Raw genomic sequence first — 24,770 nt, forward strand, 5'->3', positions numbered from 1 at the left:
AAAAAGGAGCAAAGATGAAAAAATTTTCTGTTGCTTTGGCCGGTTTGGCCTTACTAGCTAGCGTTTCAGGCGCTAAGGAGTTCATCAATATCGGCACCGGCGGTATGACCGGCACCTATTATCCCGTAGGCGGCGCGATTTGCCGCTTGGTAAATATGGATAAAAATATGAAATGCTCCGTGCAATCGACGGGCGGCTCGACGTATAACGTCAATAACGTGCTTAAAAAAGAGCTAAATTTCGGCTTCGTTCAAAGCGATGTCGTCTATGATAAATACAACGGTACGGGCAAATTCCAAGGTGCGGCGGATAAAAATTTACGCTCCGTAATTTCGATCTATCCGGAGCTTTTGGCTTTCGTAGTTTCTAAAGAGAGCGGCATCAAAGCCTACGGCGACGCTGCAGGCAAAAAGATCAATATCGGAAACCCGGGCAGCGGCAACGAGCTAACCAGCACGATAGTTTTTGAAAATTACGACTTTGATCTTAAAAAGCTCGCCCAGCACGGTGTCTTAACCGCGCAAGAATGCCCTATGGCGCTAAAAGATAAAAAGATCGACGGATACTTCTACGTCGTAGGACATCCAACCGCAAATATCACTGATGCGGCGACTTCGCTTCCTATCGACTTAGTTAGCATCGACGATGAGCATATTAAAAAAATTCTAGAAAAATATCCGTATTTTGCCAAAGGCGTGATACCTGCAAAAATGTATGACGGGGTAGATCACGATACGCAGACTATCGGCGTAAAGGCTGTACTCGTAACTGACGCTAGCCAAAGCGACGAAGCGGTTAGAGCGGTAGTTAAGGCGATACTTGATAATTTCGACGAGTATAAAAAGCTACATCCTGCGTTAAATTTGGTAAGCAAAGAATCTCTTTTAGAGGGGCTTAGTGCGCCGCTTCATCCTGCGGCAGAGGCGGTGTATAAAGAAGCCGGGCTGCTGAAATAGGCTAGTTGATGGAGAAATCTACACAAAACGACGAGCAGGTTTTAGAGGTAAAGAGTAGAGAATTTACCTCTAAAAAGCTCTTCTGGCTCGTGACGCTGGTCTGCTTCGCGTGGTCGGTCTTTCAGCTTTACATCGCGTATTTTACGCTAAATACGAATATCGCGCGCTCAATCCACTTGGCGTTCGCCATTTTTATAATTTTTTCGCTTTTTCCGTTTCGCCCGCGCTCTAAGGCACATTTTTACATCCCGTTTTACGATTATATTTTATTAATCGTCGGAGTCGCCGCGATCTTGTATCCTGCGATAGAATTTAACGGGCTAGCGCAGCGCCCGGGAAATTATCTAACCAGAGATATCGTAGCAGCCTTTATCGGAATTTTCATACTCTTTGAAGCAGGTCGTCGTATGATGGGACCAGCGCTTGGCATTATCGCTTTTACCTTTCTTCTGTATTGTTACTTCGGCCCCTATATGCCAGATATCATCGCGCACCGCGGTGCAAGCTTTGAACTACTTGCAGGGCATATGTTTTTAACGACAGAGGGCGTATTCGGCGTGCCGGTAGGGGTCAGCACCAGCTTCATCTATCTGTTCGTGCTATTCGGTGCGCTTTTGGAGCGAGCCGGAGCGGGACAGTATTTTATAAACGTAGCGTTTGCGATTTTGGGTCGCTTCCGCGGAGGGCCTGCTAAGGCTAGCGTAATCGCCAGCGGACTAACCGGTATGGTAAGCGGCAGCTCAACCGCAAACGTCGTGACGGTGGGTACCTTTACGATCCCTCTAATGAAAAAAGCGGGGCTTACCGCCACCAAGGCTGGCGCCATCGAGGTTGCCGCCGGCGTAAACGGGCAGCTAATGCCGCCTATAATGGGCGCTGCGGCGTTTATCATCGCGGAATTTTTAGGCATGAGCTACACCAATGTAATGATCGCGGCGGTGATCCCCGCCTTTGTCTGCTACGCGGGGTTATTTTTTATCGTGCATCTGGAAAGCTGCAAGTTGGGACTTCACGGCAGCCGCGATTACGCCAAGGTTTCAAAGCTAAAAATTATATTTAGCGGCATTCATTACATAATACCGATTTTGGTGCTTCTTTTTACTCTATTGATTCTGAAAGAAAGCGCGATCTCTGCAGCATTTAACTCGATTTGCGTGCTATTTTTAATAATGATCGTACAAGAGCCCGCTAAAAAAACGATATTTGGCGAAAAGGTTGGCAAGTCCGATTTTATCGTCGGTTTTGTCGATATTTTTTGGGCTATGGTGGGTGCTGCTAAAAACATGGTCACGGTCGCCGTTGCCACCGCGCTAGCGGGCATCATCATCGGCTCGATCTCGCTTACCGGGCTGGGGCAGGTTCTTTCAGAGCTCGTAGAAGCAGTCGCAGGAAATAGCATAGTATTGATACTTCTGATGACTGCGATAATGAGCCTGATTTTGGGCATGGGACTTCCTACGACGGCGAATTATATCGTCGTTTCAAGCCTGATTGCGCCAGTGATTTTGATACTAGCGGGCAAAAACGGCTTTTTGATCCCTGCGATCGCAGTGCATCTTTTCGTATTTTATTTCGGAATTTTAGCCGATGATACCCCTCCGGTGGGCATCGCCGCATACGCCGCCGCGGGTATCGCAAAGGCAAATCCCGTAACTGTGGGACTTCAGGGCTTCGTGTATGATCTGCGTACCGCGGTGCTTCCGTTTGCGTTCTTTTTCAACAACAAGCTGCTTTTGATCCAAAGCATCGGCGATCCGATGGATTCAAAGAGCATCGTTTGGATCAGCGATCCACTACAAATCGTGCTGATTTTTGCCACGGCGATCGTGGGTATGTTTGCTTTCAGCTCCTCACTTCAGGGCTGGTTCGTAACTAAATGTAACCCGATAGAGCGCCTGCTATTGCTACTAGTAACGCCGCTAATGCTGGTGCCTAATATCTGCGCGAAATTTATAGAGTTTATCCCAAGCGAATACGCAAGTTATGGCATCGGCGCTGCGATCTACGCGCTGATATTTGCAAAGCAGTGGCTTTTAAGGCCCAAAGACTCTAGCGATACTCACGCCGAAAATAACGTGCCTGCGGCGTAAATCCAAATTTGATCTCGCTAAATTTTAGGATAACTTTGCGGGGTCTTATTAAATTTTACCCTTTTGCGCCTAGATTTAAATTAAGATCAGATCTTTTCTTTAAATTTAATCTCAGCAGATTTACGACATGGCGGCAACTTGAGTTTAAATTTAGTGCAAACTCGGTTTCAATTTATCTAGTGTAGCACGCCAGTACACATGCGGCATCATGCATGGGCGAGCGCAGTAAATACGGCATGCGAACCTTTCGTAGTAACTTTTAACATATTGTACGGAATACGGCAGGTAACGTACGCAGTACAATCAATCTCGCTAGCAATGAAATTTATTTAACCTACATTGATGCACAACATAATGCACCGCAAAGCTTCACCGCTCTCATAAGATTCTAAATTTCAAATGCTCTGCTGTGCGGCGACGACTTAAATTTCAGGGCGAGGCGCAGCATGCAGATCTAATAAAATCTTGCGGCGGTGCATGACGCTGTGTGCGGCAGTGTAAGATTTACGAGCGAGCACGGAGAGTAAAATTTTAATCTTGCGGCAATCAATCGGCGCGGGGCGCATACACGAAGTGCAATTAAAATTTTATAAGCAAACGACGATGCGTAGTCTTGCAAAATCTTTCACGGCGCGCGTCGCGAAGGCTCGTAAAATTTAATCCAGCGACGCGCAATTAATCGCGATGCTGTAAATTTAACTTGCGCCTGCATAAACTACGCATGCGGGCGTGAAATTTCACGGCGGGTGAGCATATGAAATTTTAAATTTCATGGCAAGGCGTGCGAACGGCTCGACTTAAATCTCTCGTGTAATTTTTGCATGAAATTTAGCGAGTTAGATTTTAAGTGTGAGATTTCAAAGGCTAAACTCGCGCAAGTTTTGCGCCAAATTTTTGCATAAAACTTTGCATAGAATTTAACAAAATTTGTGCAATTTCTATGTTGATTTTGCACTAAATTTAATGAAATTTCACATAAAATTTAATAAAATTACGCGGACTGAGCTCGATGCGCGAAAGCTCGATCAGCCAAAACCTAGCGCACTAAAACTGGGGCGCTATAAATTCATTAAAGCTTACGAGCAAGATTTAGCGTCATCGAAACTCAAAGATAAGATTTATTGCTATCAAAGCTTGAGAAAAAAATTGCCGCCGCCAAAGCTCGCAGGCAAGCTTTACTGCCATGGTGCAAAATCCAGGCTTTGGTTTTAAACGCTGAAATAAAATTTAAAGGAGAGAAAATGCAAAGTTTCAAATGGCAAATTTCAAAGCGGCTCAAGCAGGTGATGCGCGAGCGAGATATCGATAATCTCACGCTCGTGCGGCGCACGGACGAGCTGTATTCGCGCTCGCACCCGGGCCATGACGAGGATATGCGCGCCGAAGTTTACACCGTCTTGGACGAATACGCGCCCAACGTCGATATTGAAATTTTTGATCTAGTCTGCAAGGTTCTAGACATCAAAATCGAGCTAGGATAGGGCTTCGCGCGGGATTTGCCTGCGCTTTTTTACTCGGAGGGCGGCGCTAAATCGGTTTTTGAAATTTTATTTAATTTGGCTTTGCACTGCGACGCTGATCGTACTGCGAGCCGCGACCGATCTTGGCCTTTAAAATACGCAGCGCATGGCATTCGCGCCGCACTTGTCATTTGCTACACGTGGATTTCGAGCCGGCTAAAACGAGCCGTCGCTCATACGACCGCGCCCGCCGCAAAATTTGCTAGCGGCGTGTCTTACGCGGCATTAAATTTTAACGATGCCGTAAAATTTAGTAGTGACGGCACCCATATCCGCGAGACGCGGATCGTGAAATTTAAACTCGAGCGGCGCGAACTTCGTAATTTAAGCACTCGCTTGCCCGTTCTTTAAAATTAAGCGCGCTTGTTTATTCGCCGAAATTTAACTCAAATTTAAACGCTCTCTCGCAGGAATTTTAAAATTTACCGCACGATTGCATCAGCTCGCACAGCTTCCACACGACTCATACTACCCAATGTGCGCCTGGCTACTCCACGCGATGTGTTTTTGCGCCGTGAAGTCGAGAGCAGAGTTCGGCGCAGAATTGTGTATAAAATTTCATTCACGCAGCTGGCTCGCAGATGGCTTAACTGGCAGCTCCAAATTTTAAACTCCGATCAAAATTTATTCTAACCGCTTAAAATTTTAAATTCCAATCAAAATTCACTCAAGCGGCGACAAATTAGCGATTAAAATTTGAAATTTTAGAAGTGAAATCTCGCTCCTGCTTGCGATCAAAATTTTAAATTTTGCTGCAAAATTTCGCCCAAAATCCGCAAGATTAATATCTATTTTAACTGCAAAGTGCTAAATTTAGCGCTAAATTTTAATCCGAGGTAAGCTTTGAACTACTTAATCCAATTTAGTGTGATTTTAGGAATATCTTTTGTTGCGGAGATTTTGGCGGCGCTCGTGCCTGTGCCGATCCCCGCTAGCATCTATGGGCTAGTCATTATGCTTTTAGCCCTGATCTTCAAACTCATCAAAGTATCGCAGATCAGAGAAACCGTGTCGTTTTTTATGCAGATTATGCCTGTGATCTTCATCCCGGCGGGCGCTGCGATCATCATCGCAGGCGACGCGCTACGCCAGCATCTTTTCGCAATCATCGCGATTACGGCAGTCTCTACAGTAGTAGTCATCGGTGCAAGTGGCGCGGTAACGCAGATCTTTTATAAAATCGCCCTCGCCCGCGTTAAGCGCAGACTCTACGCAGCCGTGCACGAACAAGACGGCGTGAATACAAAGGGCGTGGATGCGAAGTTGGAGCGCGAAATTCTATCCGGAGACGACAAAAAATGAGGGAAATTTTAATGAACTCCGCTTTTTTCGGCGTATTTTTGTGCCTAGGCTCGTTTGAGCTGGGACTTTATCTGAAAAAGCGCTTTAAGCTAACTATTTTCAACCCACTTCTAATCGGTATCGTGCTTACCGTCTGCGTGCTTTTACTCTTTAAAATTCCATACGAAAAATTTAACGCGAGCGCCTCGCACATTAGCTTTTTCTTAACGCCGATTACCGTCTGTCTAGCTGTGCCGCTATACGAGCAGCTGGCGCTTTTGCGAAGTAATTTTTTAGCTATTTTTGCAGGACTGATTTCGGGTATGATCGCAGGGCTAGGCAGCATCTACGCGATGTCGGTGATATTTGGGCTAAATCACACAATGTATGTCACGCTACTACCGAAATCCGTCACAGCGCCAATCGGTATGGGTATCAGCGAAAGCTTAGGCGGCATCGTGACACTAACGGTAGCCTGCATCATCGCTACGGGCATCATCGGCAGCGTATTTGGCGAGGCACTACTTAAAATTTTTGGCATCAAAAAGGCGATGGCAAAAGGTATCGCCCTAGGCTGCGCGAGCCATGCGATGGGAACGGCGCGCGCCCTTGAGATCGGTGACGTAGAAGGCGCGATGGCGTCTTTAGCAATGGCGGTTACGGGACTTCTTACCGTCATCGGTGCCGGTATTTTTGCACATTTCATCTAAGGAGAAAATATGATAATCTCGATCGCTAGACAAACTGGCGCAGGCGGGCGCGAAACCGCGCGCAAACTAGCCGAGCGCTTAGGCTACACCTATCTAGCCAAGGCGGATCTGCTCCGCAAAGCAGACGAGCTTGGCTGCTTCGAGCAGATGTATGAGTTCTACAACGAAATGCCCGTAAATACGCTACTTCAGGCAATATCGCACAACGAGCTAGCCAATGAGCAGAAGCGCGATCGTATTGTAGCAATCTACGAAAAGATCGTCTCGGGCGGCAACGTTATAGTGCTTGGGCGCTGCGCGGGGTTTTTCTTGCGCGGACATCCGGATCTGCTGACGGTATTTTTACGCGCGAGCGATGAGTTTAAGCTCGCTAGATTGGAAAAAGAGGGCCATACCGACGCGCGCGAATATATGGAAAACAGCGATGCAGGCAGGATGAGCTTTCATCAATACTACACCAACCAAGTCTGGGGCGCGTCCGCAAACTACAATATCTGCATCGACACGTCGTATTGCGGCATCGATAATGCGGTAAATATCATTGAGTATCTGGTCAAACATCACATTGAAAAGTGATTTGCGCCTAAGCGCACAAAAGTAGAATTCATCTTTAAAAAGATGAATTCTACTTTATCTCGCAAACCCACCCTACTTCTATCGTAATTTAAAATTTACATCTCTTTTTAACTTAAATTTCACTTGTAAATAACGCATTTAGGTGTATTATAAAGCCTCTCGTTCAATGCGACATTAAATTCTAAACCGCACCTACTCACCAAAAAGTAGTAAAATTTCGCTAAAATTTGATAAAATTTAAATCCAAATTTAAGGAGATAAAATGCAAAGCAAAGCCCATCCATGCCCAAAATGCGGCGAAAACACGATCTATTTCGACGGCATCTGCCACTCATGCAGCCAAAAGCAGAGGCGGGACGAAATTTTAAACCTAAGCGCGGACGAAGTGGAGGCGATGATCCTAAAAATCGCGGACCGAATCGATGAGATCGAAAAATGGGATGAGATTTACAACGATTTTTGGGCGCTTTTTAGCCTACGTGACATACACGATCCAAGGATCGCGCGAGCCGCCGCGGCGGCGGAGATCTACTGCCCGCCGGAGCTTTACTTCGGCGCGCCTAAGGACGTGAGAGACGCGCTCGTCCGCAAGCTCGCCTCGCTGCAGGACAATGCCAAAAACACTCTAAACGACCTACTGTGCGCGCTTGCGTGGCAGGGCGACGAGCAGACGACGCAGCTTTTTTATGAGCTGTATCAAAACCCAAAGCCGTGGCGCCAAAAGCTCTACGCAGGCACCGAAATTTACGCGCAAATCGGCGGCTGGAGCTTTGACGAGGCGGGCGAGCGAAAATCGCTCGTTTTTGATAAGTGCCTCTCGGTAGTGCGCGCGAGAGACGGCGCGGAGAAAAACGGCGTTTGCGCGAGCGGGCGCGGAGATGAAAGCGCGAGTAAAATTTCAAATTTCAAAGGCGGCGCGGACGGCGAAAATTACGAACAAAATGCGCAAAACGGCGCGGATAAAATTTCAAATTTACACGCGGGCGTACAGAGTGCTCGCGCAAGCATGGACGAAGACGCGAGCTTGCAGAATGAGCACGCGAATTTCAAATCAGACGCGCAAAAAGACGCTAGCAGCAGTTTAAATTTAAGCGAAAATACAAAGGATGCCCGCTGCGAAGGCGCAAACCAAAACGCGGATGAGCCCGTACGTATCGGCAGGCCTACGGGGCAAAAGTGCGAGTTTTGCGGCTGCGAGATGCTCGATATGCTGCGCCTTAAGGCCGATGAGCCGCGGCTTGCGTTTCTGAATTTAAAGCGCGACGCGATCTTTCGCTGCTGCCCGACCTGCGTCGGCTCGGTAATGTATTTTTGCAAACGCGGCGCAGACGGCGAGATGGAGCTAAGCTGCGAGGGCGAAGGGATGGAGAAAAGCTACTTTTCGCAGCAGGATATGACGCGGCTGAGCGGTATGAAATTTAAGCTAGGCGGCGAAGTATCGCCCTTTTACGGCTGCTTTAGCGAGCTTGATACGACGGTTGGCGGCTATCCGCAGTGGGTGCAGGACGCCGCGTATCTGAGCTGCCCTAGCTGCGGCGGGACGATGAAGCATCTAGCGCAGATCCCATTCGGCGAGCTGGTGCAGGGCGAAGGCGTCATATACGTGCAGATCTGCGAGAAATGCGAGATTTTGGGCGGCTGCTTTCAGTGCACGTGAGGGCGTGGGGATTTTAAAATTTGCGCCCCGAGCCTGCGCAAAAATCGGCGTCGTACTCTTTAAATTTAATCAAGACGGAGCTTATGGGGCTATTTGGCCTTGGTAAAAAGAATAGGCGCTAGTCAAATTTATAAGCCATAAAATTTAGCCTCGCCGGCGTTTCGCGCCATAACCAAATTCGGCTAATGAAATTTTATCAAAACAGCTCGCACTGTAACCAAATATATAAATCTGGCGAGCTTAAATTTTGAAAGTTTCAAATTTTAAATAAGCCTACCGTGCTATATCGGACGTATTCGGCGGCAAACAGAATTTACAAGCGACGAAATTTAAACAATGCCCGCAACGGTATCCGGCATATCTAGCGATAGTAAAATTTTCATCTCGCACGCAGCCAAATTTATCGCCATAGACCCGTCGCTAAATTTCACAAACGGCAAAAGCTAAATTCCAAGCGAGAAATTTGCGCCGCCTACTTACTAAGTGCCTCCGCGACGTGATCCCAGCCGAGCGCTCTAGCATAATCAAGCGCAGTTTTGCCGTGGATATTTTTAGCGTTTTTATCCGCACCCTTAGCAAGCAAAAGCTCGAGCCTCGTCAGATTGCCCGCGATCGCCTCGTAGTGCAGCATAGTGTAGCCCTCATCGTCCGTGCGCGTGATCTCGTCCGGATACCCGCGCAAAAACTCCTCGAAATTTTTCTTCGTATTGACGCTCATCGGGTGCTCGGTTAAATTTTGCGGATGCTCCTGTTGTTCGTACGCCACCAGCACGACGTCAGGATCGCCGAAATTTAGCCCCCACGCCTCGTCGTGCTCGGCGCGCTCGCTCTGGCTCATAGCTTTGCGCATCGCCTGCACGCTAAAGCCGCCGTAGGTCTTGCCCTCTATCGCAAACATCCAGTCGCTGATCTGCTCTAGCGGTACCGAGACTTGCTCGCCGTTTTTGACGTTGCTTAGCACGTTCGGGTCGTTTACGAGCACGCCGCAAACGCGCTCGCCGTCAAAATACACGTCGTTTACCCACATATGCTCGACCTCGGTGCTGCCGTTTAGCTCCTGCGAAAAGGCGACCTTGACGCAGGCAAAGCTAAGCGCGGGGACCATGCGGAGGCGCTCCCAGTACAGCTCGCGCCAGAAGTAGCGAAAGCTCTTTCGCGCCTGTTCGAATGCCTTTAGCATCGCCTCATCTTCGCCGTCCGCGTAAAACACGGGCGCGCCGTCTGCGCTACCTTTTCCTTCGCAGCCGCCTTCAAGATCGCGTGCGGCGCGCTCGCAGGAGCCTTTGCCCTCGCAGCTCGCGTCATCGCCGCCGAATAGTTTTTTAAACAGTCCCATTTGCTCTCCTTAAATTTAGTTGAGATTTGTATTGTATTTTAAATTTACTTTCATTTGCCTGATTAAAATGGCAGTAAAATTTCACCTCGCGGACCGTATATCGGAGCGCAGAAGAGCGGGGCGGTTTTACAGCTTGCGCTCCGCGTCTGCAAAAATTAAGCTATAATTGCGTTTAAATTTAATTAAAGGAGAGATTATGGGGCTATTCGGTTTGAGCAAAAAAGCTGAAAAGGCGCAAATTCCAAGCACTTTTGCCGGCAGAGTGGATAAATTTTGGGCGGAATTTAGCGGCGCGATAGATGAGATCAAGGCCGATTTGGCGGCGGAGGAGTTTGAAAAGGCGATGCGAAAGACCGACGAGAAGCTTCGCATCTGCCTTGCGGAGCCCTATTTTATGACGGGGCTTGCGGGCGATAAGCTTGATTTGGTGCTAACTCCCGAGGGTATGTGGCACCGCCTATTTTGGCTAAGCTTTATCAAAAACGCTATGCCCAAGCAGCTCGAATCCAAAATGCGCTGCACGCTCGGAAAGCCGCGCGCGCCGCGAGGCATCGGCGGACTTGAGATGTACGGCACGCGCGTAAACGCCGAGGAGTCGATGATCTACGCACAGTTTAACGAAAGCGACGTGGATATTAAAATTTACAACGAAAACCTAGCGGCTCTGCTCGCGCAGGATGAGAACAAGGCGGGCAATCTAAGTTTCATCCTACTTGATAATATCATCGGCGAGACGACGGTCATTAACACTTTGGGCATACTTGAAGTGCTGTCCCAGCCGCAGGAAAACGGCGTGCCGCTAAGCGAATTTGCCGATCTGATCGATGAGAAATTCGGCGAAAAAGCCGCGCGCGAACCGCTGAAGAATTTTTTCAGCTACAAGATGGAACCGCGCGGAAGCGAGGTGCGCGAGGACGTGATCGTGGGCACCACCTGCCTACGAAATCTCATAGGCGAGTACCTAGGCGGCAAGCGCGACATCTACAATGAAGCTTTCGAGCTCGGCATCAAATTTTGCTTTCTTAGTATCGATAACGGCGGCGACATGCAGGCGGGCTTTGATCTGAGAAACAAGATCGAGGACGAGGAGCTGGAAGGTTGCGGCTCGTTTCTGGAGATAATCGGCGGCGCAACCGGGCAAAGACACGCATATATCGATCTCATCTGCTACGACGAGGAAAAGCTGAAAGAAAAAGTAAGCGAGCTTTGCAAAAAATATGGCGCGAATATACAAATTCACGACTTTAAGCGGTAGCGACTTTGGTTTTTACCGCTATTAAAATTTGCGACTTAAGCGGTAGCGGCTTCCGTTTTTGCGGCAGATAAATTTGAAATTTTGCGCCATTGCAGAAAATAAATTTTAAAATTCTACGTTGCCGCGTAAAATAAATTTAAAATTTGCCGCGCCGCACGCTTTTCGTTCGGTTTTACCATTTCGCCGACACGCGGTAAAATTGAGCGAGCTGTGAGCTTGCGATATAAATTTTGGCGATTTAGCAGTAAAATTTGCGAGGTTCGCAGTGCGAATTTGCGATGATAAAATTTTGCTTCGGTTTCAGTACAAAGCGCGCCGATTAGGAAGCTTTTGAAAGATAAAATTTTAGAGAACGAACATGAAAATTATCTCGAAATTTAAAGATAATTACGATTTTATGGTGTCAAAATACGGGCTTGACGAGACTTTGGTCTATGACCGCAGAAACTCTACTCCAGTCAGTGCGGACGAGCTATGGAGGCTTGACGAGGGCGATAAAAAGGAGTTTGAAAGGAAGCTTAGCGGGTACCGCTTTATCCGCGGTAAATTTATAAACTGGAGCAAAACGGACGTAAATAAACTGCCGCGTCTGCTTCACTCCGTGATTTTCATCGGCAAAAATTTAGTCCATATTTTCGCCTCTCAGGATAAAATTTACACAAGCCTAGAGTTTGACGAGACGGAGCTAAGAAGGCAGTATTGGGAAGACAGAACTTTGAGCTTTAGCGATGGATTTCGCGCCCATATCATCTCGTGGCTAAACAAGGTCGGCGAACAGGCTACGCGCGAGGAGATTCTGCAGCTCGTGGCGCTAGAGGGCGACCGCAAAACGACACTAAAAAATATTGTTCGCGACGATAAAATTATAAGCAAAGATGAAATTTTGAGCGCACCTATCGTATTTTTTAAGCTCACACAGAACATTCACACCGCGGCGATAAATCCACAGCTTAACGCGATGGGGTTTTATCTGGATGCCGACTTTGTCTGGCAAAGCCTAGTCGAGTTTTTATCCGCCAAAAAGGACGCCTCTGCTCCGGCAGGCACGATACCAAATGATATAAAAATCGCTAGCAAGGGCTTTGACGTAAAGCGCTCGTTTCGCCCAAAAATGAAATAATTCGGCTCGCGCAGCAAATAATCCGTGCAAATCGTCGCCAGAATTTATCCCTCTTTACTTCGCTGTTTTGACGCGCCTCATAAATCGAGCGAAATTTTATAAATTTTTATAAAGTTTAGGTAAGCAAGCACGCAAAAGCTTAGGCGCAAAATAAAATGCGGATAAAATTCCGCAAAAGCTCTTTCGCAAAATTTTAAAAGAATTAAAATATTTCCTTGAGAAATTTTAAAATTCCGCATAAGGCAAATTTACAAAAATCTCGTGAAAAATATGGAATTTCGTGAAAATTCCGCAAAATTTTAAAATTTTACCGCAGCGGCGTCCATCGCGCGCATTAGCCGTAGCATTTGAATATGCGGGGAAACGTCGTGCGTGCGGATGATCGCAGCGCCGTTTAAAGCGGCGATCTGGTGCAGATACAGCGAGCCTGCGAGCCTGTCCGCGACTGCAGAGGGGCTGTAAAAATCGATAACGCTCTTTCTGCTCGCGCCCACGAGCAGCGGGCAGCCGAAGTGCAAAAAATGCTGCAAATTTTTAATCAGTACCAAATTTTGCTCGGCGGTCTTGCCAAAGCCGATGCCCACGTCAAGGATGATCTTTTTAAGCCCCGCGCTTCGCAGCTGCTGCAGATTTTGCGCAAAAAACTCATCTATCTCGCCCATCAGATCGTCATATTTTGGCGCAAGCTGCATATTTTGCGGCTTTCCTTGCATATGCATCAGCACGTAAGCGGCGTCATAGCGAAGCGCAAGCGGGGCAAGAGCGAGATTTGCGCTGATATCGTTGATGATGCTAAAGCCCCGATCTAGCGCAAATTCCAAACAATACTCATCGAAGCTATCGAGGCTAAATTTAGCCTTTTCGTGTAGACGCAGACGGTAAATTTCGCTCACGACATCCTTTATGCGCGCAAACTCCTCATCCCTGCCGCAGTACTGGCTGCCCGGGCGCGAGCTCACGCCGCCTATATCGATGATAGCGGCGCCTTGCTCAATCATCTTTTCGATCTTATTGGTCGCCTCTTTTAGGTTTGCCGCGCGGCTTGCGGGGTTGAAGCTATCGGAGTTGATATTGACGACGCCCATTATTTCGCAGCTTTGCGGCTTAGCAAATTTCTTGCCTAGAAATTTCGCGAGCTCTTTTAGCCCGAAATCCTGCAGCGCTTCTTTTTGCGCCAAAACTTCGATCTGACGGTCGTTTGCGATCAAAACCGCATCCGTATCGTCGCGCCCTAGGATCACTCCTTCGTTGCACGCAAGCTCGGCGCCGATACTAAGGGCGTCTTGTTTTAAAATATTTGCTGCGGGCGCTCGCAGATCTTTTAGATAGAAAAAGTTTAGGCGCGATTTTTTCTGCATTATCGCCCGTCCTGCATTTCGCACGCCGATGCGCTCGCAAATCAGCGCAAAATCGGCCTCGTTTGAAATTTTATAAATTTTCATCTTTTCTCCTCGATCATCAACAGTAACGGAGTAAGCACGGCGTGGGCTTTGGCGTTGTGCTCGGCGAGGTAGCTTAAGCGGTCGATCCGCTGCAGCTCATCGCCGCTTAGCCTAACGCCTGCTTCGAAGCATTCTAGCGCGATCTCGCCGATGAGCGCTTTTAGCGCCGTTTTGTCCAGCTCGCCCTTGCGCTCCAGCGCGATCTGCGCGTCGATAAACTCCACCGCTTCCTTTAGGCTTAGCCTGGTTAAGTTTAGCCCGGTGCGGTATCTGGGCTTTCGCACGCAGAGGTTTTGTACGATCAGACGCGAGCGGATGGTGGGCAGCAGGGCGTTGATGAAAGGGGTGATCAGGAAAAACACCGTGTTTTTAGGCGGCTCCTCTAAAATTTTAAGCAGAGCGTTTTGCGCCTCCTCGCCGAATTTCGTAGCGGCGATGACGATGATCTTATCCTCGCGCTCGGCGACGTAGGCTTCGTCAATGATCTTTCGCGTCTCGTCGATCTTAAGCTCGACGCTTTCGAAAAACCTTAAATTTTTGCGCGGAATTTCGGCTAAAATTTTATCTTTAAAGCCCTCATAATCGCCCGTTAAAACGATCTGATTTATGATTTTCAAAGCACCACTTCGTCAAAAAGCACGGCGTCGATGCTTTTGTCTAAAATTTTAAAAAGTTGGATCAGTTTGAGATCCAAGCTCGGATCGCTCTCGCTCATGTAAAAGCTGTTTTGCAGCCTCTCGTCGATGAGCCACAGATAGCTATCCTCGTGGCTTTTGGCGATTTTGGCTAACGGATGGTTGCCGTTGCCGATGTAAAAATATATAAAGCCGTTGGCAAACGCGAGGCTTAGCATATCGTTTAGCAGCAGCGCGTCCTCGAGGCTATTTACGCCGCCACGGTAGAGCGAGCGCAGCGAAAAAAACGGCAGCAGCGGGCGGGAGTTGGTAGAGGAGTTGATCTTTTTGATGATGTATTCGCTAAACCAGCTTCGCTCATCGTCGCAGATGACGATGAAAGCAAAGCCGTCGTGGAGGAATTTTAGCTTTGATGCTAAAAGCGGCGTCCAGTCCTCCTTGCGATCCTCGAGCCACTCAAGTCCGGGCTCGGAGCGCATCGCCGTGACGCTCCAAGTGTGCAGATCCTGCATTATTTATCCAAATCGTAGGCTTTGTGCAGCGCGCGCACGGCGAGCTCGCCGTATTTGGCCTCTACGATCATCGAAATTTTAATCTCGCTCGTGGAGATCATCTGGATATTTATCCCTTCGTCCGCAAGCGTCTTAAACGCCTTACTGGCTATGCCGCTGTGGCTTTTCATACCTACGCCTACCAAAGAAACCTTTACGATATCGGCATCCGATTCGATGATGGAATTCGGATTTGGATTTACCTCTTTCATTACCGCATAAGCAGTCTGCAGCTCGTTTTGCGGCACGGTAAAGCCCAAATTCGTCTCGCCGTTTCGTCCGATATTTTGCACGATCATATCGACGTTGATCTCCTTACTCGCAAGCGCGGAGAAAATTTCAGCCGCGACGCCGGGGCGATCCTCTACGTTTCTAATCGTGATTCTTGCTTGATTTTTATCCAGTGCAATGCCGCTAATTACCGCATCTTCCATCTTTTCTTCTCCTGTTATGAGTGTTCCTTCATGATCGTTAAAACTGCTTCGCGTCACCAAATTTACGTTTAATTTCTTCGCAAGCTCGACGCTTCGATTTTGCAAAACCTTCGCTCCCAAGCTCGCAAGCTCAAGCATCTCGTCGTAGCTGATGCGATCAAGCTTTTTAGCTTTCGGCTCAATGCGCGGATCGGTTGTATATACGCCGTCTACGTCGGTGTAAATTTCGCACAGATCGGCATTCAGTGCTCCTGCGACGGCGACTGCGCTAAGATCGCTTCCGCCTCGCCCGAGCGTAGTTACCTCGCCTGCGGTACTGATGCCTTGAAAGCCCGCGACGACGACGATTTTGCCCTGCTTTAGCGCCTCTTGCATGCTTTTTCGATCGATCGAGACGATGCGAGCTTTGGTGTGAAACTCGTCCGTCACGATGCCCGCGCCTCGCCCGCTAAACGCGATCGCAGCATAGCCCTTGGCATTTAGCGCGATAGCTAAAAGTGCACTCGTAACGCGCTCGCCAGAGCTTAGCAGCACGTCCATCTCTCTGCCTATTGGAGTTTTAGTAAAAAATTCCGCCTGCTCGATGAGCTGATTGGTAACGCCGCTCATCGCAGAGACGATTACCGCGACATCGTGCCCTTCGTTTTTAGTCTTTATCACGCGCTGCGCGACCGCCTCGATCCGCTCTAGCGTACCGACGCTCGTACCGCCGTATTTTTGAACGATCAGCATTAAATGTAACCCTCCTCCTTAAAATATTTTAAAACTGTCGCGTAAATCGGCTTTTTGAAGTGATTTACGTGCCTTAAAACCTCATTTGCGCCTACGAATTTAAATGCGTCGAACTCCGGAAGTTTAGTATTGATGTTTATATCGGCTAAGCTTCGCAATCTCACCAAAAAATACCTTTGAATTTGCCCGTCGTATGGGCGCATCTTTTGAGCTACTCCATCGGGAAAGTCGTAGCTGAGCCACTTCGGGCACTCAGCGATGATATCGACTTTGCTTGTTCCGATCTCCTCACCCAGCTCTCTGCGGATCGCCATCTTAGGCGTCTCACCATCGTCGATACCGCCTTGAGGAAACTGCCAAGCGCCTTTGATGTCGCTTCGTTGCGCGATTAAAATTTCGCAATTAAACGGATACGAGGGCGAAAGTACGATTGCAGCGACATTTGGTCTGTAATTTTTCTCTTTTTCCATCTCGTTTTCTCACAAAAAATTTCTCAAAATTCTACCTAAAAATATTAAAATTTGCGTTAAGAGGCTTAAAATTTATATAAATTTTCAAATTAATTCGCTAAATTTTGCGACGTAAATTTAGCCCATAGGACCGCCCTTGCACATCTACATACACGTGCCGTTTTGCACCTCCAAATGCCCGTATTGCGCCTTTGGCTCCTTCAGCGATAAGTTTAGCCTCGCAAAAAGCTACTTTCGCGCGCTAGCGCTTGAGGTGCGCGACTTTTTGGCAAAAAATCCGCAAGCGAAAATTTCGACGCTTTTTATCGGCGGAGGCACGCCAAGCGCCGCAGATGCGGGACTTTACGACGAAATTTTTGCGCTGCTTGCGCCGCGTTTTACCGCCCGAGCCGAAATCAGCTCGGAAGCCAACCCAAACTCCGCCAGCCCCGCTTGGCTTAGGGCGATGCGAAAGCTCGGCGTAAATCGCATCAGCTTCGGCGCGCAGAGCTTCAACGACGCCAAGCTAAAGCTCCTCGGTCGAGCGCACAGTGCGGCGCAGATTTTTCTCGCGGTGCAAAATGCCAAAGCAGCGGGCTTTGATAATATAAACTTAGACCTAATCTATGCGAGCAAATTTGATGATAAAAGGAATTTAAAATTTGAAATGGCCGAGCTTGCGCGCTGCGAAGTGCCGCATCTAAGCGCTTATGCGCTAAGCCTTGAGGAAAATACGCCCTTTTTCGGGCGTGAAAGCTTTAAAAAGGAAAGCGCGGCTCTAGCTAAATTTCTTTTTGCTCTTGCGGCGGATAGCGGCCTTAGCCAGTATGAAATTTCAAATTTTGCCGCGCGCGGACTGCGCTGTAAGCACAATCTCGCTTACTGGCGCGGCGAGGATTACGCTGGATTCGGAGCGTTTGCCGTGGGCACAAGCGGGCAGGTGCGCCTCAGCTCGCCTAAAAATTTGCGAGACTACATCGCAGATCCGCTGCAAAAACAGCGTGAAGCTCTAAGCGCGCAGGATAAAAAGCTTGAGCGCATATTTCTCGGGCTGCGCTGCGTTTTGGGGCTCGAGGCGCAAATTTTAGACGCAGCGGAGCTAAGCAACGCGCAGCTGCTCGTGCGCGAAAAAAAGCTGAAATTCGGCGAGGACAAATTTTATAATCCCAACTTTTTGCTCGCCGACGAGATCGCGCTTTTTATCACGCAAGAAAGCCGCCGCGGGCGCTAAATTTAAGATTAATGAAATTTTAGTTACAATACGCCACTTTTTACGTTAGGAAATTTTATGTTTGGTATCAGTATGCCTGAAATTACGGTCATTTTAATCATCGCGATAATCGTGCTGGGGCCCGAAAAGCTTCCAAAAGTGCTGGTCGAGCTCGCTAAATACTTCAAAGTTATCAAAAAAACGATCAACGACGCAAAATCGAGCTTCGATCAGGAGCTTCGCATCGCCGAGCTCAAAGAGGACGCCAAAAAATATAAAGAGAGTATCACACAAGCAAGTGAGGGCGTGCGCAAAAAGCTCACGTTTGAGGAGCTCGACGAGATAAAAGGCGGCATAGACTCGGTCAAAGAGACGCTAAATGCGGGGCTAAAAGACGCGGAAAGCTCGCTTAAAGAAACGCTTAGCTCGGACGCCGCCAAAGACGTGTTAAACTCCGCGAAAGTCTCGGCACAAAAACAAAATGGGACGGCAAATTTAAAGTCAAATTCGGGCGGAGAAAATTCCGCGCAAAACTCCGCTGGCGCCGCAAACTCTACGCAAGGCTCCGCCGGCAGCGCAACAAATTCCGGCGCTGAAAGTAAAAGCGCGAATTCGAGTGCCGAAAACAAAGGCGAAAATTCTATGCCGAGCGCAAGCGGCGGCGCGGAAAATTCTGCACAAAATACAAATGCGAATGGCGAAGCGAAAAGCGGTACGCAAAATGCAAATTTAAACGGCGATGCGCAAAATTCTATGCAAAATTCCGCGCAAAATAACGATACGCAAAAATCATAATGAGAGAGAAATTTAATGTTTGAAGAGCTAAAACCCCATCTAGCCGAGCTTCGCAAGCGCCTAGTTATCTGCGTTCTGTCCGTCATCGTCCTTTTTATCGCGTGCTTCGGCTTTTGGGAGGATATTTTAGGCTTTATGACCCGCCCGCTAGTGCGCGTACTTCCCAAAGGCAGCGAGATCATCTTTACCCAGCTTGGCGAGACCTTTTTTACTGCGATGAAGGTGTCGTTTTTCACCTCGTTACTTCTAGCAATGCCGATAATTTTCTGGCAGGTGTGGCTTTTCGTAGCGCCTGGGCTTTACGACAACGAGAAAAAATACGTCATCCCTTTCGTTAGCGGCGCGAGCATTATGTTCTTTTTAGGCGCGGCGTTTTGCTATTTTTTCGTAATCCCCGTCGCATTTAATTTCTTGGTAAATTTTGGCGCCAAGCAATTTACTGCGATGCCTACGATCGGCGAATATGTAGGCTTTTTCGCTAAGCTCGTCGTCGCATTCGGCATCAGCTTCGAGCTTCCGGTGGTGACCTTTTTTCTCGCCAAGATCGGGCTTGTGACAAACAAAAGCCTGAGCGATTTTTTCCGCTACGCAATCGTTATTATTTTCATCTTTGCAGCGGTCATGACGCCGCCAGACGTGCTTAGTCAGTTTATGCTCGCAACTCCGCTAATTGCGCTTTATCTGCTTTCAATCTTCATCGCCAAAATGATAAATCCGTATAAGCAGGAGGATGACGAAAGCGAAAATTCCACGGACGTAGCGCAGGCGTGAGATGGCGGATCTAAATTTAGTTGGCAGCTACGATTACGAGCTTCCTAGCGAGCTCATCGCAAGCGCTCCCGTCATGCCCAAACAAAGCGCGCGCCTGCTGATCTACGACCGCGCCAAGGAGCAGATCACGCACGCGCACTTCGGCGATCTGGCGGACGCCCTGCCGCCCTGCGATATTATTTTCAACGACACGCGAGTGATTAAGGCGCGCCTATTCGGTCACAAAAATAGCGGCGGCAAGATCGAGCTTCTGCTAAATTCGCCGCTTGAGGGCAATAAATTTAGTGCCTATATTCGCGGCAGCGTCAAAGTAGGCAGCGAATTAAAATTTCAAAGCGGTCTTAATGCGCGCGTTTGTGAGCTTATGGAAGGTGGGCTTCGCATCGTGCAGTTTGAGCGCGGCGGCGAAGCTTTAAACACCCATGATGTTTTTGAAATTTGCGAACGTATCGGCCACGTGCCGCTGCCGCCGTATATCAAGCGCGCCGATACCAAGCAGGACGAGAGCTGGTATCAAAGCATCTTCGCGCGCGAACAAGGCGCCGTCGCTGCACCTACCGCGAGCCTTCATTTTAACGATGCGATGCTAAACGATCTGCGCAAAAACCACGAAATTTATTTTATCACGCTACACGTGGGCGCAGGCACCTTCAAGCCCGTGGAAGTAGCGGATCTGCGCGATCACAAAATGCACGGTGAGCTCTACTCTATCCCGCCGCAGACCGCGCAAATTTTAAAAAGCGAGCGAAAAATTTTAGGCGTGGGTACGACCGTTACGAGAACGATCGAAAATTTTGCACGCAACGGGCAAAACAGCGGGATCTGCGAGCTGTTTTTGCACCCGGGCAATCCGCCGATAAGACAGAATTTTTTGCTTACGAACTTTCACCTGCCCAAATCCACGCTGATAATGCTCGTGGCGAGCTTCATCGGCCTTGAGCGCACGCTTGAGCTCTACCGCATCGCAGTGGAGCAAAGATACCGCTTCTACTCCTATGGCGATGGGATGCTTGTGCTATGAAAGCCGTGGTTTTAGGCGCGCTAGCAATATTGGCTACGACGGTAGGCTTTGCGGCAAGAAAACTTTTTGCTAAAAAGCCCGCTGCAAGCGGTAAAATTTTCTCCGCTGCGCCTAAAGCCAAAGAAAGCGATTCCGTCGTGCCTAGACGCGAGGATATCGCGCAGATCGATATTTTAAAAATTTTAAAATTTCAAAGCGAAATTTTATTTGAGGAATGCACGAAATACGATAGCACGCTCTATCTTAGCTTCCCGCCGCAGCTACCGCGTATCTACGGCGGCGAGGTGCTAAATCTCACTAGCGCAGTCTTTGATGCGTGCGAGTTTTTTCTACAAAATATCGCTGAGCCAATCCGCGTAAGCGTGGAATTTAGTAGCAAGGAACTTAGAGCGAATATGAGCTCTATCAAGCTCGACGTGCGAGTAGGTATCGATCGCGAGCTAAAGGATCCGCGCACCTATGCGTTTAAAAGTGCACTAGAAAGCGCCGCTAGCACGGATGATGAGTATCTTACTTCGGCGCAGACCCATTTGCGTGCACTCGGTTCGCATCCAAGTATTGGAGCCGACGGGCGCGGAACCTTTATCAAAATGGATGCCGTGCTTAGCTGCTTCGCGCAGCAGAGCTTTAGCGCCAAAAAATACGACTACAACGTCATCATCACGCATAAAAACCGCGCGATCTTCGAGGAGCTGCGAGATTTTTTGAGCGGGCTTGGTTGCGACGTGATGCCAAACTCCAACTGGGAGAGCGCAAAGAGGCACCTAAACGACTTCATCTACGTAGCCGATGTCGTCATCCTTGACGCCGAGATCCTACGCGCCAATATAAGCGAAATAAACTACCTCAACGCGCTGGAAAAAGACGGGGTATTTTTTATATTTTTGCTTAAAAACAAACACTCGCTCAAGGTGCTGGAGGGGCTAAGCTTTAAATTTTTCAAACTCGAGATGCCATATTTCTACGATGAGTTTTATGCCACGCTTGATCTCATCGAAAAGATCAAAAATGATGAGAATTTCTTGGGGCTGTAGCGAACAGGTGGCGATAAATTTAAAACCGAAGAGATTGAAGTGCTATATTTTGACTTAGATTGGATCAAGGGCAATATAAACGATAGCGAATATGCCTTAAGGCAGCGGCGATACGAGGCGTATTTAGCAGGGCTGCATAAAAATATGCATACGCTAAAAAGAATTTTTGCGGGCATAAACTTCAACGATGCGCTATTGCTACCCAAAAAGCAAATTAATGAAAAGTTGCATTTGAAATTTTACATCGGAGATTTGCAAAATGGATATTATGAACTAAAATGCGTTATGAGCTCGGATCAAAGATGCGACGCGGCGCCCGGCGAAATAATAACGAGCGAGATATTTTACGAAAATGGCAATTACCGCTTCTCTTTCATCCTTGCCTGTCTGAAGGAATACGCCGTTAATTTTTCCAGGATAGATAGCCTTAAATTTAACGCGATTTCGCAGAAAAAATACCACTTTGAGCATAAGAAATTTAAACTTTCATAGAAAACCGCGCACCTCATCGGTAGCGCATAAAATTTTGCCCGTAAAGATCGCACCCTTAAATTTATCCCGCTTGCAAGCCGCAAACAGCGTAAATTCCGTCGCGCCTTGCAGCTAAATTTATTAAATTTAACATAGTCCGCGCACAAGCAAGTTTATTTCGTCCGCTTATCTCAAAAACGCTCAAGCCCCATTTTTAAAATTTACGCCCCAAGCGGACTTAAGAAATTTTACAAACGGCACAATCTGTTTTGAAGCACGCCCGATAAGACGTATATAAAGCTAGTAAATTTAAGAATTTGGTGCGAGGCTCGGCTCGCGATTTAAATTTTATCTTTTACCCTCTTTTTTAGCCTTGACGGCTTCATAAAGTTCGTCGATCGAGGTTGCGGACGAGCCCGAATATTTCTGTGACGCTTGCATAGTTTTTTTGCCCCATTTACCGTCGATCGTCACGCCGTAGCCGCTAAACATCAAACTTCGCTGGATATAATAGACTTTATCTTGCTGCGTCATATTTTGTTGCTTCTGCACTTCGTGCTCGGCATCTTTTGCCTGCTCACTTTTATAAACAGCATCAGCCGCTAAATACCCCAGAGTCAAACTTACCGCAAGAGACGTAATTATCATAAATCTATTATTCGTATTGCATATAATAATTACATATAATAACCAGGTCGCGATACAAAATACTATATATCCTACGGAAAAGCAATCGTGGCATTAAAAGCGCTGAAAATAACCATAGCGGCAGCGATTAAAATCGCTATAGCAAGCCCTTCAAGTGAAGTAGCCGCCGCAATAATGAGACCTAATAAAAAGTCCATAAGCAACCTTTAAAAATTTAAATAGCGAGAATCTCCGATTATAAATTCAATCGGAGAGTTTCAGAATTTAACCATAGATTGGGCGATGAAAAATATGCAAGGCTATTCGACATGTTCCATAGTCCTATGAAATTCCGGGCTATGATCTCTTGCTAGCGCAAAAGAATATAAAACTAAAATCGTACCGATAGAGATAAGAAAAACATCTTGAATTATAAAACCAGCTCTTATAAGGACACGTATTCCAAAAACAAGACATACCACGCCTATTAAAAATTTCAAGAACCATGCTCTACTATAAGAGATCTCCGCCTGGCATCCGCTACATACGACCGCACCGTATTTGATGTCATCTTTGCCGCAAAAAGGACATTCCAAATATTCCTCTTGTTCATTCTCTTCCATAATTTCTCCTTTGAAAAAATATGGGTGAAATTATATATATATAAGAGCGAGCTTAAAATTTAAAAAATTAGAATTTAAAATGAGAAGATTTTAGCGGCTTTACGCCGCTAAAATTTAAAGATTTTCGAATGGATTTACGACCACGTCTTTGCGATCGACGATGTAAGGTATAAGGGCTGCTTGGCGCGCACGCTTGATAGCCTTTTCCACCATCTCTTGGTATTTTTTGCTGGTGCCAGTTAGGCGACGCGGCATAATCTTAAAGCGCTCGCTTAGGCAGTGCTTTAGCAGCGCCGTGTCCTTATAATCGATAAATTCGATCTTTGCTTCCGTAAATTTGCAATACTTTCTAGTATATTTTCTCTTATCTGCCATGGTTTTTCCTTAATTAAAATGGGATCGTGTCGTTGCCGTCATCGTATTTATCGGCATCGACGTCGACTTCCGGAATCGTGCTTTCGTAACTCTGCTCTTTTTGTTTAGGCGCGTTATAATCGTTTTTTGCACCTCTAGAATTTGAGTTTTGTCTATTAGCATAGCTATTTCCACCGCCGTAATTACCGCCGCTATAGTTAGAATTTCCTCCGCCGTAGCCGCCGGAGCTTCCGCCATAATTGCCGCCCTCGTAATTGCCGCCTTGATTATAGCCGCCGCTTCCACCTTGATTGCTTCCTAGCATCTCCATCGTATCTACGCTGATGGAGTGCTTGCTTCGGTTCTGTCCGTTCTGATCTTGCCACTGATCTAGCTTTAAGCGGCCTTCGATCAAAATTTTACTGCCTTTTCGCAAGTATTGATTTGCGATTTCGGCCGTGCGACCGAAAAAATCTATGTCTATAAAGCATGTCTCTTCGCGTTTCTCGCCGTTTGAGCTATTGTATCTGCGCGTGACGGCGATGCCGGTTTTACCTACGGCGGTGCCCGTTTGCAGATATCTAAGCTCGATATCTCGGGTCAAATTACCTACCAAAACTACTTTATTGAACATATTTTATCCTTTATTCGCCTTCTTTGGCTGCTTCTTCAGGCTCTTTTGGCTCTGCCGGCGCTTTTGGCTCGCGCTCTTTTTTCGCAGGGCTTAGCTTGATGCCTTTGCTTAACTTGTCCCAAGCGGAAATTTCACGCTTAGTCTCATATTTGACGGTCAAAAATCTAATGATATCTTCGTTGATGCGCAGATTTCTAACAAGTTCGGAGATCAAGCTCGGTTCGGCCTTAAAATAGATTACGAAATAAACTCCGCGCTCATATTTGTCGATCTTATAGGCAAGCTTTCTAGCGCCCATTTCGATCACGGAAGCGATCTCTCCGCCGTTTTTGGTTATGATTTCTTTGACGAAATCGACTTTTGTTTTAACTTCATCGTCTGTAAGCGTGGGCTTAACGATGAATAAAACCTCGTAGTTTCTCATAAATTCTCCTTATGGATTTTAGCTCGCAAACGGTGTCTGCGGGCAAGGATTTTGCAAAAAAT

The 24,770-nt window shown here is 47.5% G+C and carries 27 protein-coding genes and 1 pseudogene; 16 read left to right on the forward strand and 12 right to left on the reverse strand.

Features of this window, described 5'->3' with window-relative positions:
• Positions 1 to 14: 14 nt before the first annotated feature.
• The 8 genes from Q0323_RS08990 to Q0323_RS09025 all read left to right on the forward strand — a co-directional run bounded on the left by Q0323_RS08990 (position 15) and on the right by Q0323_RS09025 (position 8,790).
• The gene (locus Q0323_RS08990) at positions 15 to 956 is read left to right on the forward strand and encodes a TAXI family TRAP transporter solute-binding subunit (RefSeq protein ID WP_291937906.1); all 942 of its coding nucleotides are present in this window, start codon (positions 15 to 17) and stop codon (positions 954 to 956) included.
• Between the two features lie 8 nt (positions 957 to 964).
• Positions 965 to 3,046: a TRAP transporter permease gene (locus tag Q0323_RS08995; protein WP_298053697.1), complete on the forward strand. Its 2,082-nt coding sequence runs from the start codon at positions 965 to 967 to the stop codon at positions 3,044 to 3,046.
• 1,241 nt (positions 3,047 to 4,287) lie between these two features.
• Positions 4,288 to 4,527: a hypothetical protein gene (locus Q0323_RS09000; RefSeq protein WP_298053701.1), complete on the forward strand. Its 240-nt coding sequence runs from the start codon at positions 4,288 to 4,290 to the stop codon at positions 4,525 to 4,527.
• Between the two features lie 15 nt (positions 4,528 to 4,542).
• The gene (locus Q0323_RS09005) at positions 4,543 to 4,917 is read left to right on the forward strand and encodes a hypothetical protein (protein WP_298053703.1); all 375 of its coding nucleotides are present in this window, start codon (positions 4,543 to 4,545) and stop codon (positions 4,915 to 4,917) included.
• Positions 4,918 to 5,409: 492 nt separating this feature from the next.
• Positions 5,410 to 5,868 carry a CidA/LrgA family protein gene (locus Q0323_RS09010; RefSeq protein WP_298053706.1) on the forward strand — a complete coding sequence of 153 codons (459 nt, stop codon included), beginning with the start codon at positions 5,410 to 5,412 and terminating at the stop codon, positions 5,866 to 5,868.
• Positions 5,869 to 5,879: 11 nt separating this feature from the next.
• Positions 5,880 to 6,557, forward strand: a complete 678-nt coding sequence (locus Q0323_RS09015) for an LrgB family protein (protein WP_298053707.1) — start codon at positions 5,880 to 5,882, stop codon at positions 6,555 to 6,557.
• A 9-nt stretch (positions 6,558 to 6,566) separates the two neighbouring features.
• Positions 6,567 to 7,133, forward strand: a complete 567-nt coding sequence (locus tag Q0323_RS09020) for an AAA family ATPase (RefSeq protein WP_005873246.1) — start codon at positions 6,567 to 6,569, stop codon at positions 7,131 to 7,133.
• 262 nt (positions 7,134 to 7,395) lie between these two features.
• A complete protein-coding gene (locus Q0323_RS09025; protein ID WP_298053708.1) occupies positions 7,396 to 8,790 on the forward strand; it encodes a cytochrome C in 1,395 nt (464 codons plus the stop codon).
• Positions 8,791 to 9,262: 472 nt separating this feature from the next.
• On the opposite strand, the gene Q0323_RS09030 is transcribed toward Q0323_RS09025, so the two are convergent.
• The gene (locus Q0323_RS09030) at positions 9,263 to 10,126 is read right to left on the reverse strand and encodes a DUF2314 domain-containing protein (RefSeq protein ID WP_298053712.1); all 864 of its coding nucleotides are present in this window, start codon (positions 10,124 to 10,126) and stop codon (positions 9,263 to 9,265) included.
• 196 nt (positions 10,127 to 10,322) lie between these two features.
• Between Q0323_RS09030 and Q0323_RS09035 the strand changes: the two genes are divergently transcribed.
• Positions 10,323 to 11,381, forward strand: a complete 1,059-nt coding sequence (locus Q0323_RS09035) for a hypothetical protein (RefSeq protein ID WP_298053715.1) — start codon at positions 10,323 to 10,325, stop codon at positions 11,379 to 11,381.
• A 358-nt stretch (positions 11,382 to 11,739) separates the two neighbouring features.
• Complete coding sequence (locus tag Q0323_RS09040; protein ID WP_298053717.1) at positions 11,740 to 12,501, forward strand: hypothetical protein; 762 nt, start codon at positions 11,740 to 11,742, stop codon at positions 12,499 to 12,501.
• Positions 12,502 to 12,800: 299 nt separating this feature from the next.
• Here the strand turns inward: Q0323_RS09040 and folP are convergent, their stop codons facing one another.
• The 5 genes from folP to Q0323_RS09065 are packed head-to-tail and all read right to left on the reverse strand — an operon-like array spanning position 12,801 to position 16,765.
• Positions 12,801 to 13,943 carry a dihydropteroate synthase gene (gene folP, locus Q0323_RS09045; protein WP_298053719.1) on the reverse strand — a complete coding sequence of 381 codons (1,143 nt, stop codon included), beginning with the start codon at positions 13,941 to 13,943 and terminating at the stop codon, positions 12,801 to 12,803.
• Positions 13,940 to 14,560, reverse strand: coding sequence for a DNA polymerase III subunit delta' (locus Q0323_RS09050; protein ID WP_298053722.1), 621 nt, complete (start codon positions 14,558 to 14,560; stop codon positions 13,940 to 13,942). Before Q0323_RS09050 ends, folP begins: the two co-directional genes overlap by 4 nt.
• A complete protein-coding gene (locus Q0323_RS09055) occupies positions 14,557 to 15,090 on the reverse strand; it encodes a HobA family DNA replication regulator (protein ID WP_005873254.1) in 534 nt (177 codons plus the stop codon). The genes Q0323_RS09050 and Q0323_RS09055 overlap by 4 nt, the downstream gene beginning before the upstream one ends.
• Complete coding sequence (locus Q0323_RS09060; RefSeq protein WP_298053724.1) at positions 15,090 to 16,295, reverse strand: aspartate kinase; 1,206 nt, start codon at positions 16,293 to 16,295, stop codon at positions 15,090 to 15,092. Before Q0323_RS09060 ends, Q0323_RS09055 begins: the two co-directional genes overlap by 1 nt.
• Positions 16,295 to 16,765: an RNA pyrophosphohydrolase gene (locus Q0323_RS09065; RefSeq protein WP_005873256.1), complete on the reverse strand. Its 471-nt coding sequence runs from the start codon at positions 16,763 to 16,765 to the stop codon at positions 16,295 to 16,297. The genes Q0323_RS09060 and Q0323_RS09065 overlap by 1 nt, the downstream gene beginning before the upstream one ends.
• A 136-nt stretch (positions 16,766 to 16,901) precedes the next feature.
• Here Q0323_RS09065 and hemW point away from each other — a divergent pair, with 136 nt between their 5' ends.
• The 6 genes and pseudogenes from hemW (at position 16,902) to Q0323_RS09095 (ending at position 22,067) form a co-directional block, all read left to right on the forward strand.
• Positions 16,902 to 17,975, forward strand: a complete 1,074-nt coding sequence (hemW, locus tag Q0323_RS09070) for a radical SAM family heme chaperone HemW (protein ID WP_298053727.1) — start codon at positions 16,902 to 16,904, stop codon at positions 17,973 to 17,975.
• 57 nt (positions 17,976 to 18,032) lie between these two features.
• A pseudogene (gene tatB / locus Q0323_RS09075) lies at positions 18,033 to 18,302 on the forward strand (Sec-independent protein translocase protein TatB); the annotation flags it as partial.
• Positions 18,303 to 18,764: 462 nt separating this feature from the next.
• Positions 18,765 to 19,520 carry a twin-arginine translocase subunit TatC gene (tatC, locus tag Q0323_RS09080; protein ID WP_297926387.1) on the forward strand — a complete coding sequence of 252 codons (756 nt, stop codon included), beginning with the start codon at positions 18,765 to 18,767 and terminating at the stop codon, positions 19,518 to 19,520.
• Position 19,521: 1 nt separating this feature from the next.
• Positions 19,522 to 20,541: a tRNA preQ1(34) S-adenosylmethionine ribosyltransferase-isomerase QueA gene (gene queA / locus Q0323_RS09085; protein WP_298053731.1), complete on the forward strand. Its 1,020-nt coding sequence runs from the start codon at positions 19,522 to 19,524 to the stop codon at positions 20,539 to 20,541.
• Complete coding sequence (locus Q0323_RS09090) at positions 20,538 to 21,575, forward strand: hypothetical protein (RefSeq protein ID WP_298053733.1); 1,038 nt, start codon at positions 20,538 to 20,540, stop codon at positions 21,573 to 21,575. The genes queA and Q0323_RS09090 overlap by 4 nt, the downstream gene beginning before the upstream one ends.
• Before the next feature lie 39 nt (positions 21,576 to 21,614).
• Positions 21,615 to 22,067: a hypothetical protein gene (locus Q0323_RS09095; protein ID WP_298053738.1), complete on the forward strand. Its 453-nt coding sequence runs from the start codon at positions 21,615 to 21,617 to the stop codon at positions 22,065 to 22,067.
• Positions 22,068 to 22,394: 327 nt separating this feature from the next.
• On the opposite strand, the gene Q0323_RS09100 is transcribed toward Q0323_RS09095, so the two are convergent.
• The 6 genes from Q0323_RS09100 to rpsF form a co-directional block, all read right to left on the reverse strand.
• On the reverse strand, positions 22,395 to 22,694 hold the full coding sequence (locus Q0323_RS09100; protein WP_298053741.1) for a hypothetical protein: 300 nt from the start codon (positions 22,692 to 22,694) through the stop codon (positions 22,395 to 22,397).
• Between the two features lie 71 nt (positions 22,695 to 22,765).
• Positions 22,766 to 22,891 (reverse strand): hypothetical protein, encoded by a 126-nt coding sequence (locus tag Q0323_RS09105; protein ID WP_298053743.1) that lies wholly within the window; start codon positions 22,889 to 22,891, stop codon positions 22,766 to 22,768.
• A 102-nt stretch (positions 22,892 to 22,993) separates the two neighbouring features.
• A complete protein-coding gene (locus Q0323_RS09110) occupies positions 22,994 to 23,296 on the reverse strand; it encodes a hypothetical protein (RefSeq protein ID WP_298053746.1) in 303 nt (100 codons plus the stop codon).
• A gap of 114 nt (positions 23,297 to 23,410) precedes the next feature.
• On the reverse strand, positions 23,411 to 23,671 hold the full coding sequence (gene rpsR / locus Q0323_RS09115; protein WP_295151385.1) for a 30S ribosomal protein S18: 261 nt from the start codon (positions 23,669 to 23,671) through the stop codon (positions 23,411 to 23,413).
• Positions 23,672 to 23,684: 13 nt separating this feature from the next.
• Positions 23,685 to 24,284 (reverse strand): single-stranded DNA-binding protein, encoded by a 600-nt coding sequence (locus tag Q0323_RS09120; protein ID WP_177387886.1) that lies wholly within the window; start codon positions 24,282 to 24,284, stop codon positions 23,685 to 23,687.
• A gap of 10 nt (positions 24,285 to 24,294) precedes the next feature.
• Positions 24,295 to 24,708: a 30S ribosomal protein S6 gene (gene rpsF, locus Q0323_RS09125; protein ID WP_298053749.1), complete on the reverse strand. Its 414-nt coding sequence runs from the start codon at positions 24,706 to 24,708 to the stop codon at positions 24,295 to 24,297.
• Positions 24,709 to 24,770 lie beyond the last annotated feature (62 nt).

The organism is uncultured Campylobacter sp. (assembly GCF_938030145.1).
In the GTDB taxonomy this organism is placed as follows: domain Bacteria; phylum Campylobacterota; class Campylobacteria; order Campylobacterales; family Campylobacteraceae; genus Campylobacter_B.

Bases quoted from the DNA above. Each gene is read 5' to 3' on its own strand.
- Q0323_RS08990 (WP_291937906.1), top strand. From the start codon at position 15: ATGAAAAAATTTTCTGTTGCTTTGGCCGGTTTGGCCTTACTAGCTAGC.
- Q0323_RS08995 (WP_298053697.1), top strand. From the start codon at position 965: ATGGAGAAATCTACACAAAACGACGAGCAGGTTTTAGAGGTAAAGAGT.
- Q0323_RS09000 (WP_298053701.1), top strand. From the start codon at position 4,288: ATGCAAAGTTTCAAATGGCAAATTTCAAAGCGGCTCAAGCAGGTGATG.
- Q0323_RS09015 (WP_298053707.1), top strand. From the start codon at position 5,880: ATGAACTCCGCTTTTTTCGGCGTATTTTTGTGCCTAGGCTCGTTTGAG.
- Q0323_RS09020 (WP_005873246.1), top strand. From the start codon at position 6,567: ATGATAATCTCGATCGCTAGACAAACTGGCGCAGGCGGGCGCGAAACC.
- Q0323_RS09025 (WP_298053708.1), top strand. From the start codon at position 7,396: ATGCAAAGCAAAGCCCATCCATGCCCAAAATGCGGCGAAAACACGATC.
- Q0323_RS09030 (WP_298053712.1), bottom strand. From the start codon at position 10,126: ATGGGACTGTTTAAAAAACTATTCGGCGGCGATGACGCGAGCTGCGAG.
- Q0323_RS09035 (WP_298053715.1), top strand. From the start codon at position 10,323: ATGGGGCTATTCGGTTTGAGCAAAAAAGCTGAAAAGGCGCAAATTCCA.
- Q0323_RS09040 (WP_298053717.1), top strand. From the start codon at position 11,740: ATGAAAATTATCTCGAAATTTAAAGATAATTACGATTTTATGGTGTCA.
- folP (WP_298053719.1), bottom strand. From the start codon at position 13,943: ATGAAAATTTATAAAATTTCAAACGAGGCCGATTTTGCGCTGATTTGC.
- Q0323_RS09055 (WP_005873254.1), bottom strand. From the start codon at position 15,090: ATGCAGGATCTGCACACTTGGAGCGTCACGGCGATGCGCTCCGAGCCC.
- Q0323_RS09060 (WP_298053724.1), bottom strand. From the start codon at position 16,295: ATGCTGATCGTTCAAAAATACGGCGGTACGAGCGTCGGTACGCTAGAG.
- Q0323_RS09065 (WP_005873256.1), bottom strand. From the start codon at position 16,765: ATGGAAAAAGAGAAAAATTACAGACCAAATGTCGCTGCAATCGTACTT.
- tatC (WP_297926387.1), top strand. From the start codon at position 18,765: ATGTTTGAAGAGCTAAAACCCCATCTAGCCGAGCTTCGCAAGCGCCTA.
- queA (WP_298053731.1), top strand. From the start codon at position 19,522: ATGGCGGATCTAAATTTAGTTGGCAGCTACGATTACGAGCTTCCTAGC.
- Q0323_RS09090 (WP_298053733.1), top strand. From the start codon at position 20,538: ATGAAAGCCGTGGTTTTAGGCGCGCTAGCAATATTGGCTACGACGGTA.
- Q0323_RS09100 (WP_298053741.1), bottom strand. From the start codon at position 22,694: ATGATAATTACGTCTCTTGCGGTAAGTTTGACTCTGGGGTATTTAGCG.
- Q0323_RS09105 (WP_298053743.1), bottom strand. From the start codon at position 22,891: ATGGACTTTTTATTAGGTCTCATTATTGCGGCGGCTACTTCACTTGAA.
- Q0323_RS09110 (WP_298053746.1), bottom strand. From the start codon at position 23,296: ATGGAAGAGAATGAACAAGAGGAATATTTGGAATGTCCTTTTTGCGGC.
- rpsR (WP_295151385.1), bottom strand. From the start codon at position 23,671: ATGGCAGATAAGAGAAAATATACTAGAAAGTATTGCAAATTTACGGAA.
- Q0323_RS09120 (WP_177387886.1), bottom strand. From the start codon at position 24,284: ATGTTCAATAAAGTAGTTTTGGTAGGTAATTTGACCCGAGATATCGAG.
- rpsF (WP_298053749.1), bottom strand. From the start codon at position 24,708: ATGAGAAACTACGAGGTTTTATTCATCGTTAAGCCCACGCTTACAGAC.